At 68.0% G+C, this 14,806-nt stretch carries 12 protein-coding genes; 10 read left to right on the forward strand and 2 right to left on the reverse strand.

Going from position 1 to position 14,806, the window contains the following annotated elements; genetic code table 11:
• The 9 genes from H6B15_RS14540 to H6B15_RS14580 all read left to right on the forward strand — a co-directional run.
• On the forward strand, window positions 1–559 hold a 559-nt coding region (locus H6B15_RS14540; RefSeq protein WP_204648729.1), incomplete at its 5' end, for a glycosyltransferase.
• Window positions 556–1,551, forward strand: a complete 996-nt coding sequence (locus H6B15_RS14545; RefSeq protein ID WP_204648730.1) for a glycosyltransferase family 2 protein — start codon at window positions 556–558, stop codon at window positions 1,549–1,551. The genes H6B15_RS14540 and H6B15_RS14545, both read left to right, overlap by 4 nt.
• Window positions 1,552–1,563: 12 nt before the next feature.
• Complete coding sequence (locus H6B15_RS14550; RefSeq protein WP_204648731.1) at window positions 1,564–2,787, forward strand: hypothetical protein; 1,224 nt, start codon at window positions 1,564–1,566, stop codon at window positions 2,785–2,787.
• A complete protein-coding gene (locus tag H6B15_RS14555) occupies window positions 2,784–4,061 on the forward strand; it encodes a glycosyltransferase family 4 protein (protein ID WP_204648732.1) in 1,278 nt (425 codons plus the stop codon). Before H6B15_RS14550 ends, H6B15_RS14555 begins: the two co-directional genes overlap by 4 nt.
• On the forward strand, window positions 4,058–5,083 hold the full coding sequence (locus H6B15_RS14560) for a glycosyltransferase family 2 protein (RefSeq protein ID WP_204648733.1): 1,026 nt from the start codon (window positions 4,058–4,060) through the stop codon (window positions 5,081–5,083). The genes H6B15_RS14555 and H6B15_RS14560 overlap by 4 nt, the downstream gene beginning before the upstream one ends.
• Before the next feature lie 77 nt (window positions 5,084–5,160).
• Complete coding sequence (locus tag H6B15_RS14565; RefSeq protein WP_204648734.1) at window positions 5,161–6,180, forward strand: glycosyltransferase family 2 protein; 1,020 nt, start codon at window positions 5,161–5,163, stop codon at window positions 6,178–6,180.
• A gap of 30 nt (window positions 6,181–6,210) precedes the next feature.
• Entirely contained in the window at window positions 6,211–7,197 is a 987-nt protein-coding gene (locus H6B15_RS14570) for a glycosyltransferase family 2 protein (RefSeq protein WP_204648735.1), read from the forward strand.
• 3 nt (window positions 7,198–7,200) lie between these two features.
• On the forward strand, window positions 7,201–8,499 hold the full coding sequence (locus H6B15_RS14575) for a glycosyltransferase family 4 protein (RefSeq protein ID WP_204648736.1): 1,299 nt from the start codon (window positions 7,201–7,203) through the stop codon (window positions 8,497–8,499).
• Window positions 8,475–9,533 (forward strand): glycosyltransferase family 2 protein, encoded by a 1,059-nt coding sequence (locus H6B15_RS14580; RefSeq protein ID WP_204648737.1) that lies wholly within the window; start codon window positions 8,475–8,477, stop codon window positions 9,531–9,533. The genes H6B15_RS14575 and H6B15_RS14580 overlap by 25 nt, the downstream gene beginning before the upstream one ends.
• A 59-nt stretch (window positions 9,534–9,592) precedes the next feature.
• Here the strand turns inward: H6B15_RS14580 and H6B15_RS14585 are convergent, their stop codons facing one another.
• The gene (locus tag H6B15_RS14585) at window positions 9,593–11,563 is read right to left on the reverse strand and encodes a hypothetical protein (RefSeq protein WP_204648738.1); all 1,971 of its coding nucleotides are present in this window, start codon (window positions 11,561–11,563) and stop codon (window positions 9,593–9,595) included.
• A 153-nt stretch (window positions 11,564–11,716) separates the two neighbouring features.
• On the opposite strand from H6B15_RS14585, the gene cysK reads away from it, so the two are divergent.
• Complete coding sequence (gene cysK, locus H6B15_RS14590) at window positions 11,717–12,652, forward strand: cysteine synthase A (protein WP_204648739.1); 936 nt, start codon at window positions 11,717–11,719, stop codon at window positions 12,650–12,652.
• 62 nt (window positions 12,653–12,714) lie between these two features.
• Here the strand turns inward: cysK and H6B15_RS14595 are convergent, their stop codons facing one another.
• The gene (locus H6B15_RS14595; RefSeq protein WP_204648740.1) at window positions 12,715–14,682 is read right to left on the reverse strand and encodes a hypothetical protein; all 1,968 of its coding nucleotides are present in this window, start codon (window positions 14,680–14,682) and stop codon (window positions 12,715–12,717) included.
• Window positions 14,683–14,806 lie beyond the last annotated feature (124 nt).

Genomic DNA, 14,806 nt, shown 5'->3' on the forward strand with positions numbered 1-14,806 from the left:
GCTGCGGGAACACCTGGGGGTGGCTGATGACGAGATTCTGCTGGGGCATGTGGGGCGGTTTTCGGTGCAGAAGAACCACGCGGGGCTGCTGCGCATCTTTGCGGCCCTGCTGCCCAAGATGCCCAAGGCCCGGCTTCTGCTGCTGGGGGGCGGCGCCCTGGAAGGGGAGACCCGCGCCCTGGCCAAAGCCCTGGGGGTGGCGGACAAGGTGATCTTTGCGGGGGTGCGCACCAACGTGCAGGCCTTCTACGCCGCTATGGACGCCTTTTTGCTGCCCAGCCTGTTCGAGGGGCTGCCGGTGGTGCTGGTGGAAGCCCAGGCTGCGGGCCTGCCCTGCTTTGTGTCGGACACGGTGGACCGGGGGGCGGCCTTTGCGGATAACGTCCAGTTCCTGCCCCTGCACAAACCCCAGATCTGGGCCCATGCCATCCGCTACACCGACCTGACCCGCAACCCCAACGCCCAGCAGCAGGCCATGGACGCCGGGTTCGACATACATACCAGCGCCCGGATTCTGCAGGAATTCTATCTGCGCCGCTGGCAGGAGGTGCAGAAATGAGCGCCGGGGCCGCCCTGGCCGCGGTGGTGGTGCCGGTGTACAACGCCGCCGCCTACCTGCCCGCCTGCCTTGCCGCCATTGCCGCCCAGACCATGCCGGATTTCCGGTGTTATCTCATCGACGACGGGTCCACCGACGGGTCCGGCGCCCTGTGCGAGCAGGCCGCCGCCGGGGACGACCGCTTTTTTGTGCTGCACCAGGCCCAGTGCGGGGTGTCGGCGGCCCGCACCGCCGGGGTCCGCGCCGCCAAAGCCGACGGGGTGGACTGGGTGGCCTTCTGCGACGCCGACGACCTCTTCCACCCGGAATTTCTGCGCACCCTCATCGGGGCGGCCCGGTCCACCGGACTGCCCGCCGCCTGCTGCCGGTACGACAGCTTTACCGACACCCCTCCCCAGGACGCCCCCGTGCCGGAGGAAGCCCAGCGGATGCTGGACCCCGCCCATCTGGACGCCCTGCTCCACGACCACAGGGTGGATTTCAGCCTGTGCAACAAGGTCTACGCCGCCCGCATCCTGGACGCCGCCGACTTTGACAACGGCTTTGCCTTCAACGAAGACCTGATGGCCAACTGGCAGATCTTTTCCAAGATCGAGGGCTGCGCCTTCGTGGATTTTGCGGGCTACCACTACCGCCAGCACGCGGCCTCGGCCAGCCACCGGCCGCTGGCCCCCGCCAGCATCGACGAGCAGCGCCGGGCGGCCATCTACATCCGCCAGCACGCCGGGCCCGCCATGCAGGAATCGGCGGACGCCTTCTACTACGAAAAGCTGGTCTATCTGGCCAGCATGATCCTGCGGCGCAGCGACGCCGATGCCTACCGGGTGCAGCTGGGCGAGCTGTGCGTGGGCATCCGGGCGGGGCTTTCGGACAAGCGGCTGGGGCGCAACCCCCGGCTGCCTCTGTCCATCCGGATTTCCGCCGTGGCCACCGTCCACTGCACCGCTCTGTGGGCGGCGGTCTGCCGCCGCCTGCTCAAAGACCGACGCTGAAAGGGGCCGACCATGCGCATCCTGTTTGTGTTTGACAGTGTGGAAGCCCCCGCCGCGGCCAACCCCCGGCTGGGCCGGCGGCTGGCCGCCGCCCTGGCCGGGATGGGCCAGGAGGTGGAAATCCTGGAACTGTGGGACGGCACCCACGCCCCGCCCGCCGTGGCGGGGTGCGTGACCCATTCCCTGCCCTTTGCGGACGAAGCCGCCATGAACCGGGCCCTGGAAAACGGCGCCGCCGGGGGCACGCCGGTGCCCTTGCGCCTGCTGCGGCTGGCGGCCCGGCCGGCGGCGGTGGGGGCGGCGGTGCGGCAGTTTGTGCTGCGCGCCCCCCGGCGGGTGACCGCCACCCGCAAGACCCTGGAATCCCTGCACAAAAGCCACCCCTACGACGCCGTCTGCGCCGTGGCGGCCCCCTACCGGGCGGCCTTTGCCCTGGAGGGCGCCGCCCTGCCCGGGGCCCGCAGGCTTTTGTGGCAGATGGACCCCTACGCCGCCAACGAGAGCTACCGCGCCCCCGGGGGCTATGACCGGGAGCGGGCGCTGCTGAACGCCCTGGACCACACCTTCATCACCGCCCAGGCCGCCCCGGACTACGCCCCGGGCGGGCCGCTGGAAAGCTGCGCGGGCAGGGTGTCGGAGCTGGGCTTTCCCAGCCTGGTGCCCGCGGCCCGGGAGGCCCCCGACCCCAGCTTGTGCGCCTTCTGCGGCACCCTCTACCCCGGGCTGCGCACCCCCGATGCCCTGCTGCGCCTTTTCCCCCGGCTGGACAGCACCCTGACCCTGGTCATGGCCGGGGGCGGGTGGGAGGCTTTCGGCCCCCAGCGGGCCGAAGCCCAGGCCGCCCTGGGGGACCGACTGCAGATTCTGGGCCCGATGCCCCACGAACAGGCCGCGGCTCTCGAACGCCGGGCGGGGGTGCTCATCAGCATCGGCAACACGGCGTCCAACCAGCTGCCCAGCAAACTCTTTGAGATGTTCGCGGCAGGCAAGCCGGTGCTGCATCTGGCGGCAGGGCCCCGGGACGCGGCCCTGCCCTATCTGGCCCGGTGGCCCCTGGCCTTTGTGTGGCAAAGCGAGGCCGACACCCCCGCTCTGCGCCGGTGGCTGGCCGAAAACGCCGGGCGCACCCTGCCTTTTGAGAAGGCGGAAACCTGTTTTCCCGAATTTACCCCCGGCTGTGTGGCCCGGCAGTTTCTGCGGGCCGCGGCGCCGGACGCGAAAGGAGCGGCAGAATGAAGGTACTGTGGCTGGTGAGCATCACCATCCCGGCGGCGGCCGAAGCCTGCGGCCTGCAGGCCGGGGATGTCAGCGGCGGCTGGCTGACCGGGCAGCTGAACGCCCTGACCAACCGGCCGGACGCCCCCTTCCTCACCGTGTGCAGCGTGGACGGCCGCACCAAGACCGCCCTGACCGGCGGCAAGGGCGGGGTGCGCTACCGCATCCTGCCCGACGGGGAGCGGGACACCTTCACCGTGCTGCTGCGGGCGGAAAAGCCCGACCTGGTGCACATCTGGGGCACCGAGTACCCCGCCGCCGCGGCCATGCACGCCGCCGCCCTGGCCCTGGGCATCCCCGCCCTGGTGGGGGTGCAGGGGGTCATGCGGGACTGCGCCGCCCATCTGTGCGACGGGGTGCCGGCGCCGTATCTCCATTCCGGCCCGCTGCAGAAATTCATCGACAAGCGGGTGCCCGGCGCCCTGCTGGACAAGATGCAGGCCCGGTTCGACGCCCTGGCGGGGGCGGAGGCGGAGCTGCTGGCCCAGGCCCGGTATGTCACCGGCCGCACCGGGTTTGACCGGGCGGCGGTGGCCGACCTGGCGCCCAACGCCCGGTATTTTGCCTGCAACGAGACCCTGCGCCCCGCCTTCTACACCGAACCCCTGTGGCATGCCCGCACCTGCGGCACCGCCCCGGTGCTGCTCATGACCCAGGGCAACTATCCCCTGAAAAACCTGCACACCCTGCTCAAGGCCCTGCCCGCCCTGGTGGCCCACTGGCCCGGGCTGGTGCTGCGGGTGGCGGGGTGGGGGCCCCTGGACAAGGGGGCGCTGCTGCGCCCGGTGATCGAGGCCATGTTCCCCTACCAGACCTGGTGCGCCCGGCTTATCCGGGAAAAGGGGCTGGAAGGCCATGTGCAGTACACCGGCCCCTTGCAGGAAACCGCCATGCGCCAGGCCTATCTGGACGCCGACGTCTTTGTGCTGCCCTCCTACTGTGAGAACAGCCCCAACAGCCTGGGGGAGGCCATGCTGCTGGGTATGCCCTGCGTGGCGGCCCGGGCGGGGGGCATTCCCGACATGATGGGCGAGGGCGAAGGGCTGCTGTACGGCCCGCCGGGGGACGCGGGGGCCCTGGCCAACGCCCTGGCCAACCTGCTGGAAGACCCCGGCGCCGCCGCCGGGCTGGGCCGGGCCGCCCGCCGCCGGGCCCTGGTCACCCACGACCCCGCCGCCAACGCCCGCACCCTGCTGGAGATTTACACCGCTATATCGGGGGAGGCCCGCCCATGAGCCGCCCCGTCTTCACCGTCATCATCCCCTGCTACCGCTGCGCCGCCACCCTGACCCGGGCGGTGGACAGCGTGCTGGCCGGAGCGCCCCAGAACCTGCAGCTGCTGCTGGTGGACGACGGCAGCCCCGACGCCACCCCCGCCTTGTGCGACGAGCTGGCGACCAGGGACCCCCGCATCACCGCCCTGCACCGGGCCAACGGCGGAGCTTCCGCCGCCCGCAACACCGGGCTGGAGGCCGCCGCCGGAGACTGGATTCTCTTTGTGGATGCGGACGACGAGCTTTTGCCCGGGCTGTGGGACGCCCTGCCCCCCGCCCTGGCCGCCCGCCCCGCCCTGATTCTTTTCGGGATGGAGCGGGCCAGCGGCCCGGCGCCCTGTCCATTGGCGCCGGGGGTGTACGAGACCCTCCAGGACACCGGCGATGCCCTGGACCCCCTGCTGTTTGAGAGCGGGTATCTGGCGGCGCCCTACGCCAAGGTGTTTTCCGCCGCCGCCCTGGGCAACCTGCGGTTTGACGAGGGGCTGGCGGTGAACGAGGACGTGCTGTTCAACCTGGAATTTTCCCTTTTTTCACAAATTCGGCCTGCCATTTGCGCGGTGCCGGGTGTATACTATAAACAAAATGACCTGGAATCGGGCAGTCTTTCCCGCCGGCTGCGGGGGGACCTGCTGGACGCCGAAGTCCGCACCCGCCCTGTGCTGGAAAAACTGCTGCGCGCCCAGGGCCTGCCCGAAGCCCGGGTGACCGCCCTGTGCCGCAAAAGCCGGGTGCGGGCGGCCCTGAACCAGTACGGGCTGCTCACCGGGCGGGACGGGGCGATGCCCTTTGCCCGGCGGCGGGCGCTGTTTGCCCGGATTCTTTCCGACCCGGACGCCAACGCCGCCCTGCGCCGCGCTCTGGCCGCCGACGCCCATCCCCTGCTGGCCATGCCCTACCGGCTGGGGGCTGCCCTGGGATGGCCGGGGCTGCTGGCGGGCTACACCGCGGTGAAAAACCGGATTTTGTACCGCCGCCGCTAAAAAACCGCCTCTTATGCCCCACAACGTTGCAAAGAAAGGCAAAAACTGTTAAAATTTAGGACGAGAGGAGTCCGTCTATGCCCCAGCCGACGATCAGCATCGTCACCACCGTATACGATGCCAAGGACTATCTGCCCCGCACGGTGCGCAGCATCCTGGCCCAGACCTTCACCGACTTTGAACTGCTGCTGGTGGAGGATGGCAGCCCCAACGGCTGCGGCGAACTGTGTGACGAACTGGCCAGAACCGACCCCCGCATCCGGGTGTTTCACAAGCCCAACGGCGGCCCCGCCTCGGCGGCCAACGTGGGGCTGGACAACGCCCGGGGGGAGTACATCGGCTTTGTGGATTCGGACGACCTCATCGAGCCGGACATGTACGAGCGGCTGTACAACGCCATCCAGGAATCGGGGGTGCGCATTGCCGCCTGCACCGGCGACGCCATCGACGAGAACGACGCCCCTCTGCCCGGGCGGGAGGTGGCCAAGCGGGAACACGGCGTCTGCGACGCCATGGACCTTTTGCTGGAAACCTTCCAGACCGGCAGCTTCTACGGCCCCCTGAGCTGGAATAAACTGTTCGATATCCGCACCTTCCGGGACAAGGGGGTGCGCTACGACGAGAGCATGTTCTTCGGCGACGACGCCAGCGTGCTGCACCTGGTGTTTGAGGGGGAACGGGCGGTGTGTCTGCCCGACGTGCTCTACCACTACCGCACCCGCAGCGGCCAGATGACCGGGACCGCCTTTCCGCCCCGCAAGCTGGACGATCTGCGGATGTACTGGGACTGGCTGCTCTACTTTGCCCAGCGCCCGGGGTCGGCGGATCTTTACCGCTGGGCCGTGGCCTGGTACTGGAAGGTGTTCTACACCTTCTACTGCCTGGCGGGGGCGGCGGGCAACCAGAAGGAACTGCGGGAAGGCTTTGCCTTTCACCTGAAACACCTGCGCAGCATCCTGCCGGACATTCTGCGCTGCCGGTATGTGTCCCTGCCCGAACGGGGCCGGGCATTGCTGTTTTGTTATTCGCCGGACCTGGCCTACAACCTGGCCCGGCTGTGGGGCCGGGCGGCCGGCGGAGCCGCCGGAAGGTCATAAAAATTGCGGAACGGAGAACGAGGTATCACCATGGAACATATCGCGGTCAGTGTCATTGTACCGATCTATAACACCAAACCCTATCTGGAAGAATGCATCCAGAGCATTCTGGACCAGGGCAAGACCTTCGAACCACCCTTCGAGGTCATTCTGGTGGACGACGGCTCCACCGACGGCTGCGGCGAAGTGTGTGATGCCTTTGCCGCCAGGGACAACCGGGTGCGGGTCATCCACCAGGAAAACCAGGGTCTGTCCGCCGCCCGCAACACCGGCATCGACGCCGCCCACGGCCGCTACTACGCCTTTGTGGATTCGGACGACATCCTGCGCGCCGAATACCTGAAAAAGCTCTACGACGCCTGCGAGGCCCACGACGCCTACATGGCGGTCTGCGCGGTGGAGGACGTGGCCGAAAACGGCGACAGCCTGGACCCCGCCAGCTACACCGATCCCACCGCCACCGGGGTGTTTGTGGGCAAGGAGCTGCTGAACAACTTCTATTCCCCCAACGGCACCTATTACACTGTGGCCTGGAACAAGCTCTACCGCGCCGAGGTGTGGAAGCTGCTGCACTACCCGGAAGGCCGTCTGCATGAGGACGATTTTGTGGCCCACCGGCTGTTCTGGCGGTGCGACCGGGTGGTCTGCCTGCCGGATCACCTGTACTGCTATCGTCTGCGGGGGGGCAGCATCTGCCGCACCGAGATGAAGCCCGAAGCCTTTGACGCGGTGGACGGCCTGGCCGACCGGTACCGCTTCTTTGTGGAGAACGGGGCCAACCGCACCGTCATTGACTGTGCCTATGCGGCCTGCTGGCGCCGGTACCTGTTCCTGTGCGCCAAGGTCAAGCAGGACCCCACCCCCCGGCTGGTCAAAGCCATCTCCAAGGAACAGTTCCTGATGCAGGGGCTCATCAGCTACCTGCCCAACTGCAAACAGCTCAAGATGACCGAAAAGCTTTCGGCCGCGCGGTGGGCCATGATGCCCGCCGAGAGCCTTTGCCCCATCAAGAATTAAGCTATGGCCGAAACCAAAGAAAAAACCAGGTTTGGCGTTCCCCTTCTGCCCGCGGGTCGTGCTCCCCACGCCCCGCGTATTTTGCTTGTGCCGCCCCCGGAACTGCCGGTGCCCGCGGTGCAGGGCGGCGCGGTGGAAACCCTGGTCACCCATCTGATCCGGGAAAACGAGCGCCGCGGCAAGCTGGACCTGCTCTGCGCCAGCATTCCCGATGCCGACGCCGCCGCCCAGGCCAAGGAGTTCCGCCACACCAAGATGCTGTATGTAGCCCGGCCCAAGGGGGCGCGGCGGTACTGGCCCCTGGTCTTCATCGAGCGGTGCTTCGGCATCGCGGCCCCCTACGATCCCTGGTACCAGAAGGTCCAGCTCTCCCTGGCCCTGGAACTGCCGCCCCCCGACCTGATCGTGGCCGAGGGCGGTACCCTGACCCAGTGCAGCGCCATCAGCCGGATGTTCGGGCGGCAGAAATGCCTGGCCCATCTCCACGGCCAGACCGCCTGCAGCCACACCATGGACGATATTTACGGCGGGGTGCTGGCCCTGAGCGAGTTCATCCGGGACGATTACCTGAAAACAAGCACCCTGGACCGCAGCCGGGCCTATATCCTGCACAACTGCATCGACCTGCACCGCTTCACCCCCGGCGCGCCGGACGGGGCGCTGCGGGCTTCGCTGGGGTTTGACCCCGGCGATTTTGTGGTGCTGTTCTGCGGGCGTCTGGAACCGGACAAGGGCATCCACAAGCTGCTGGAAGCCATGACCGCCCTGGACGCCCCCCGCATCAAGCTGCTGATTGTGGGCAGCCCCTTTTTCGGGCGCACCCAGACCAGCCCCTTTCTGCGGCGGCTGGAACAGCAGGCCAACGCCCTGGGGGACCGGGTGCGGTTTACCGGCTATGTGCCCAACGAGCGGCTGACCGAATACTATCGCCTGGCGGACCTGGTCTGTGTGCCCACCCTGGTGGAGGAAGCCGCCGGGCTGGTGGCCATGGAAGCCATGGCCTGCGGGCGTCCGGTGCTGGCCACCCGCAGCGGCGGCATGCCCGAATACCTGGAAGGCAGCCAGGCCGTGCTGGTGGACCGTGGCCCCGAGCTGGCAGGCCAGCTGAGCTGGGCCATCCGGATGCTGTACGAACACCCCGAACTGCGGGCCCAGATGGGCGCCGCCGGGGCCGAAGCCGCCCGCAGATTTTCCCCCGAGCATTTCTACGATACCTTTGTGGAGATCGTGTACGATTTTCTGGGCCTTGGGCCCGTGCCGAAAGAAGGAGATTCCCTATGCAGCGAGCCGCCGTCTGTGTGATTGTGCCGGTGTGGGGCGCCGAAAAGACCCTGCACCGCTGTGTGGACAGCATTCTGTCCCAGCAGGTGGAGGGCGGGCTGAACTGCATCCTGGTGGACGACGGCAGCCCCGACCGCAGCGGCGCCATCTGTGACGACTACGCCGCCAAGGACAGCCGGGTGCAGGTCATCCACCAGCCGGACAACGGGGTTTCCGCCGCCCGCAACGCCGGGCTGGAAGCCGCCGACGCCGAGTTCATCGTCTTTCTGGACAGCGACGACGCCCTGCGCCCCGGCGCTTTGCAGGCGGCCGTGACGGTGCAGCGCCAGGCCCCCGGGGCCTTTGTGCTCTGGCATTACACCACCGACGAACATGCCACCAGCCCGGTGGGCCCCCACGCCGTCACCGCCCAACAGACCGAACTGGCCCGGCTGTATCTGGACTGCCTCATCGCCATGCCCTGGAACAAGCTTTACCGGGCGGAACTGGCCAAGCGGCTGACATTCAACCAGGCGTATACTCTCGGCGAAGATTTACAGTTCGTATTGGACTATCTTCATCTGCTCAACCGGGAACAGCCCGGTTTTGTCTACCGGGTGCTGGAGGACGCCCTGACCTTCTACGACTGCAGCCGGGAAGGCACCCTGTCCACCAAATACCACCCCGATTACTGCGATATCTGGCCCCAGCACTTTGCCAAGCTGAACGATGCGGTGCTGGCCGCCGGCGCCCCCGAAGAGGACCTGCTGCCCCTGTGGCGGGCGGAAGTGCGGGTCTTTGGGGAAGGGGTGGCGGACATTCTGCGCCGGGACCCCGACGCCCCCGCCGCCCGCCTGGCCAAGGCCCGGGCCGCCCTGAAAAGCAGCTGGCTTTCCGAACTGCTGGAAACCATGCGCCGCAAGCGGTGCTACAGCCCCTACTACCTGCCCCTGCGGCGGCGCAGCCCCCGGCTGGTGGCCCTGCTGGCCGATGCCGCCCGCAAGAACTCGCCCCTGTTCGGCAAGCTGGACTGGGCCGGGTACTACCTGCTGGGAGGCAACTGGCACCGGGCCTGACATGCAATTACAAAAACCCTCCGGTTCCCTGGGAACCGGAGGGCTTTTTGTTGTTTTTGTCAGGAAAGGGCTTCAAAGTACAGCGGGCCCACCGTGGCCGAAACCCCGGGGTCCATGACCAGTACCAGATAGTCGCCCCGGCCCGCCGGCAGGTCCAGGCTCACCTGGGCGTTCCCCGCCGGCACCGCCACTTCGGCCGCCAGGGTGCCGTCCCGCTGCCACCGCTGCACCTTGCCCACCGTGCCGCTGCCCTCGGTGTCACAGGTCAGGGTGATGCGCACGTCGGTGTGCAGTTCCAGGGCGGGGGTGTACAGCACATCGCCCCCCGCGGGGTCGGTGTGCAGGCGGCGGGTGTCATCCATGGTGCCGGTGTAGGTGTACCAGGTGCTGTCCGGGTAGTCCACCCCTTCGTCCCCGTTGGGCAGGCCGGTCATGCCGTCCACCAGGGGCGCCCCCGTGGTGCGCAGCACAATGTACTGGGAGGTGCGGCCCACCTCCACGCACTGGTTGGCCAGATAGGCCGGCAGGGATTCCACCCCCTCTTCGATGGTGCAAACCACCGCCGCCGGCTTGTCGTAGCTCAGGCCGTCGGTGTCCATGTAGGAGCCGTCCCAGGTCAGCAGGGCCATGTTGCCCTCCTCGGTGCTGTTCAGGGTGATGTACCGCCGGGTGGGGTCCAGCGCGCCGCAGATCTCGGTGGTGCCGCTGCCCGCCGTGATGATCACATCCTCCACGTCCAGGGTGTTCACGATGCCGCAGATTTCCCGTTCGGGGCCGTTGACCCCGAAGGTGCCGTCCTCCTGCCAGATGGCCTTCACCCCGTCCCGGTTCACCACCAGGGCCAGGGCCACCATCAGCACGGTGCCCCCCGCCACCGCCGCCCGGTGCAGCCGCACCGGCCGGGCCGCCAGCGCCGGGGCCGCCAAGGCCGCCAGCACCAGCACCGGCACCGCCCCCATCAGGTGGTAGCGGTACTCAAAATAGGGGTCGCCGTAGCGGGTGTTGGTGAGCAGCAGCACCCCCAGGTTCCACCAGAAGATCGCCGCCAGATACCGTCCCGGGCGCAGGGCCGGGGGCAGCTTGCCCCCCAGGGCCCGGACGGTGAACCACAGGCAGACCGCCAGCGCGCCGCCCACCGCCGCCAGCCGCACCAGCAGCGAGATGCCCTGGGGGCTGAAGACGGTCACCGGCTCTGCGGGCACCAGCCCGAACAGCCGGAAAAAGGCGATGACACAGTTGACGGCGTTGTCCCGCAGGGTGTCCAGGGTGTTGAAGGTCATGGAGGTGGCGTTGGTCACAATGCCCAGCCGGCTTTGCAGGGCCATGCCTGCCAGGGTCAGCACCACGCTGCCCCCGGCGCAGACCAGCCGGTAGGGGGTGGCGGAGATACGCCCGTGGAGCCATTCCCACACGGCCAGCACCAGCACCGGGGCCAGGCCGCAGGCCGCCACATACACCCCGCTGGACAGCCCGGTGAGGAACACCCCGCCCAGGTACACCGCCAGCAGCACCCAGTCCCGGCGGCGGGGGCGGTCGGGGGCCAGCAGCAGCGCCACCAGCAGCAGGGGCAGCATGACCTTGAAGGCATACTGGGAGGCGTTGAGGAAAAGCATGTTCCAGTAGCCCACGGCGCAGAACTCATAGGGCAGCAGCACCGCCAGCACGGCCAGGGCCCCCCGGGCCCAGCTGCCGCCCAGCCGGCGCACCAGCAGGGCCAGCAGGGCGGCCCACAGCCCCAGCAGGATCACGTTGCCGCACCAGAAGGCCAGGGTGGGGTTGCCGGTGAGCCCGTAAAAGGGCAGGGCCAGCAGGGTGGTGCAGTCCAGCTCCATGGTGGTGATGTACCGCCAGTCCGGCACCGCCAGGGTCCCGGATTCCCAGATGGCCATCATGTGGGTGTAGACCTTGCCGGCGTCGTCGTCGATCACCGCCCCGCCGGCCCGCAGGGCCACCAGGCACAAAAACACGATCTGGGCTGCGGCCAGCGCCCACCAGAACCCGATCTTGCACCGTTCGCGTAGTTTGTTCATCGTTCCCAATCCTCCACACCACCGGAAAAGCGGCATTTTGTCCCATTATATCATATTTTCCCGCTTTGACAAACCGTTCCAAAAGGGGTATAATCAGGCAAAACCTATTGATGCGGTGGGATTTTTTGTATTTTGGAAACGGAGGTATCTGCCATGGCGCGCATTTACACATCGGTGGACCAGCTCATCGGTCACACCCCCCTGCTGGAACTGACCCATCTGGAGGCCGACCTGGGGCTGAAGGCCCGGGTGCTGGCCAAGCTGGAATATCTGAACCCCGCCGGGTCGGTGAAGGACCGGGTGGCCAAGAGCATGCTGGACGACGCCGAGGCCAAGGGCATCCTGAAGCCGGATTCGGTGATCATCGAGCCCACCTCCGGCAACACCGGCATCGGACTGTGCAGCGTGGCGGCGGCCCGGGGGTACAAGGTGATCATCGTCATGCCCGAGACCATGAGCGCCGAGCGCCGGGCCCTGATGAAGGCCTACGGCGCCGAGCTGGTGCTCACCGAGGGGGCCAAGGGGATGGCGGGGGCCATTGCCAAGGCGGACGAGCTGGCCAAAGAGCTGCCCAACGCCATGGTGGCGGGGCAGTTTGTGAACCCGGCCAACCCGGCGGCCCACATTGCCACCACCGGCCCCGAGATCTGGCAGGACACCGACGGCGCCGTAGACCTGTTTGTGGCGGGGGTGGGCACCGGCGGCACCATCACCGGCGTGGGGCGGTATCTGAAACAGCAGAACCCCGCCGTGGGCATCATTGCGGTGGAACCCGCCGACAGCGCGGTGCTTTCCGGCGGCAAGGCGGGCCCCCACGCGCTGCAGGGCATCGGGGCGGGCTTTGTGCCCGAGGTGCTGGACACCGCCATCTACGACGAGGTCATGACCGCCACCACCGAGGATTCCTTTGCCGCCGCCCGGATGCTGGCCAAGCGGGAGGGCGTGCTGGCGGGCATCTCCTCCGGCACGGCGCTGTGGGCGGCCATCGAGCAGGCCAAGCGCCCCGAAAACGAGGGCAAGACCATTGTGGTGCTGCTGCCCGACACCGGTGACCGGTACCTGTCCACCGCCCTGTTCACCGAGGAATAAACAAATACCAAAAACGCGGGCCTCTCCTTCGGGAGAGGCCCGCGTTCTTGCATTTTTATTGTTCAGTTCACGGCCTGGAATTCCACCCGGCTCACGTCGGCGGAAATGCCGCTGTCCATCACCAGCACCAGACAGTAGCCCTCCCCCGCCGAGGCCCCCATGGTCACCCGGGCGTCGCCGGCGGCCACCGGCAGTTCGTTGACCAGGGTGCTCCCCTGCCACAGCTGCAGGGTGCCCACCGTGCCTTCGGGCACCGCCGTGGCACACACCAGGGTGATGTCGGTATCCCGGTGCAGGGTCAACCCGGCGGAGCGCAGCACCTCGCCCCCTGCGGGGTCGGTGTGCAGGCAGCGGTCCTCGTCCACCGTGCCGGTGCAGGTGTACCAGGCGCTGTCCGGGTAATCCACGCCCCGGTCCCCGTAGGCCATGCCCACCATGCCGTCCACCAGAGGGGCTTCGTCGGTGCGCAGGATCAGGTATTCGTCGGTGCGGCCCACCTCCTGGGCGTGGGCGGTCAGATACCCGGGCAGGGTGTCCAGGTGTTCCAGGGGGCAGACCACCGCCGCCGGGGTGGTGTAGTAAGCCCCCTCGGTGTCGGTGCGGCGGCCGTCCCGGATGTTCAGCACCATTCCCTGGCCTTCGGCCTCCAGCAGGGTGGTATACCGGTGGTTGGAGTCCAGAGCCCCGCAGATCTCCGCCGTGCTGCTGGTGTCCACTACGATCACGTCTTCCACGTCCAGGGTGTTCACCACGCCGCAGATCTCCCGTTCCGGGGTGTTCACCCCGAAGGTGCCGTCCTTCTGCCAGATGGCCCCCACCGCCTGCACGTCCATGGTCACCATGAGCACCAGCAGCCCCGCGCCGCCCAGCACCGCCGCAGCCCGGCGCAGCCGCACCGGCCGGGCGGTGAGCATGGGCACCCCCAGGGCCACCAGCACCAGCAGGGGCACCGCCCCCATCAGGTGGTAGCGGTACTCAAAATAGGGGTCGCCGTAGCGGGTGTCCAGGGCCAGCAGCACCGCCATGTTCCACCAGAACAGGGCCGCCGGATAGCAGGCCGGGCGCAGGGCCTGGGGCAGGGTGCCGCCCAGCACCCGCAGAGCGAACCACACCCCCGCCACCAGCAGACCGCCCGCCAGGGCCACCCGCAGCAGGGTGGCCAGGCCCTGGGGGCTGAAGGCGGAGGCCTCCTCCCCGGGGAAGCAGCCGAACAGCCGGAAAAAGCCCACCACGCAGTTGGCGGCGTTGTCCCGGAAGGTGCCCAGGTTGTTCAGGTTCATGTTGGAAACTGAGGTTTCCACTCCCAGGGCCTTCTGCAGGCCCACGCCCAGCAGGGTGGCCCCCACGCTGCCCCCGGCGCAGGCCAGCCGGTAGGGGGTGGCGGACAGGTGTCCGTTCAGCCACCGCCAGGCCGCCAGCACCAGCACCGGGGCAAGGCCGCAGGCCGCCACATACACCCCGCTGGAAAAGGCCGTGAGCCAGCACCCCGCCAGGTACACCCCCAGCAGGGCCCAGTCCCGGCGGCGGGGACGGTCGGGGGCCAGCAGCAGGGCGATGAGCAGCAGGGGCAGCATGACCTTGAAGGCATACTGGGAGACGTTGAGGAACATCATGTTCCAGTAGCCCACCATGTAGAACTCATAGGGCAGCAGCACCAGGCACGCCGCCCCGGCGCAGGAGGCCCAGCCCCCGCCCAGGCGGCGCACCAGCAGGGTGAGCAGCCCCACCCAGGCCAGCAGCACCGCCACGTTGCCCAGCCAGTAGGCCAGGATGGGGTTGCCGGTCAGGCCGTACACCGGCAGGGCCAGCAGGGTGGTGCAGTCCAGCTCCATGGTGGTGATGTACTTCCAGTCCGGCACCAGCAGGGTGCCGCTGTCCCACATGGCCATCATGTGGGTGTAGGCCTTGCCGGCGTCCTCCTCCACCACGGCGCCCCCGGCCCGCAGCGACACCAGGCACAGAAACACCACCTGCGCCGCGGCCGCCGCCCAAAAGAAGGCGTTTTTCAGCCACCCTGCCCGTTTTGTCATCGTCTTTTCCGCCTTTCGTCGCAGCATTCTCATCTGCATTATTATACCACGGCGCATCCCCTGTGACAAACAAGAATCCCCCGCAGCTTGGCGCCTGCGGGGGATGTTCATCACGGGGTGGGGG

Source organism: Gemmiger formicilis, assembly GCF_016900095.1.
In the GTDB taxonomy this organism is placed as follows: Bacteria; Bacillota; Clostridia; order Oscillospirales; family Ruminococcaceae; genus Gemmiger; species Gemmiger formicilis_A.

Coding starts and splice junctions, on each gene's coding strand:
- H6B15_RS14545 (WP_204648730.1), top strand. CDS start 556: ATGAGCGCCGGGGCCGCCCTGGCCGCGGTGGTGGTGCCGGTGTACAAC.
- H6B15_RS14550 (WP_204648731.1), top strand. CDS start 1,564: ATGCGCATCCTGTTTGTGTTTGACAGTGTGGAAGCCCCCGCCGCGGCC.
- H6B15_RS14555 (WP_204648732.1), top strand. CDS start 2,784: ATGAAGGTACTGTGGCTGGTGAGCATCACCATCCCGGCGGCGGCCGAA.
- H6B15_RS14560 (WP_204648733.1), top strand. CDS start 4,058: ATGAGCCGCCCCGTCTTCACCGTCATCATCCCCTGCTACCGCTGCGCC.
- H6B15_RS14565 (WP_204648734.1), top strand. CDS start 5,161: ATGCCCCAGCCGACGATCAGCATCGTCACCACCGTATACGATGCCAAG.
- H6B15_RS14570 (WP_204648735.1), top strand. CDS start 6,211: ATGGAACATATCGCGGTCAGTGTCATTGTACCGATCTATAACACCAAA.
- H6B15_RS14575 (WP_204648736.1), top strand. CDS start 7,201: ATGGCCGAAACCAAAGAAAAAACCAGGTTTGGCGTTCCCCTTCTGCCC.
- H6B15_RS14580 (WP_204648737.1), top strand. CDS start 8,475: ATGCAGCGAGCCGCCGTCTGTGTGATTGTGCCGGTGTGGGGCGCCGAA.
- H6B15_RS14585 (WP_204648738.1), bottom strand. CDS start 11,563: ATGAACAAACTACGCGAACGGTGCAAGATCGGGTTCTGGTGGGCGCTG.
- cysK (WP_204648739.1), top strand. CDS start 11,717: ATGGCGCGCATTTACACATCGGTGGACCAGCTCATCGGTCACACCCCC.
- H6B15_RS14595 (WP_204648740.1), bottom strand. CDS start 14,682: ATGACAAAACGGGCAGGGTGGCTGAAAAACGCCTTCTTTTGGGCGGCG.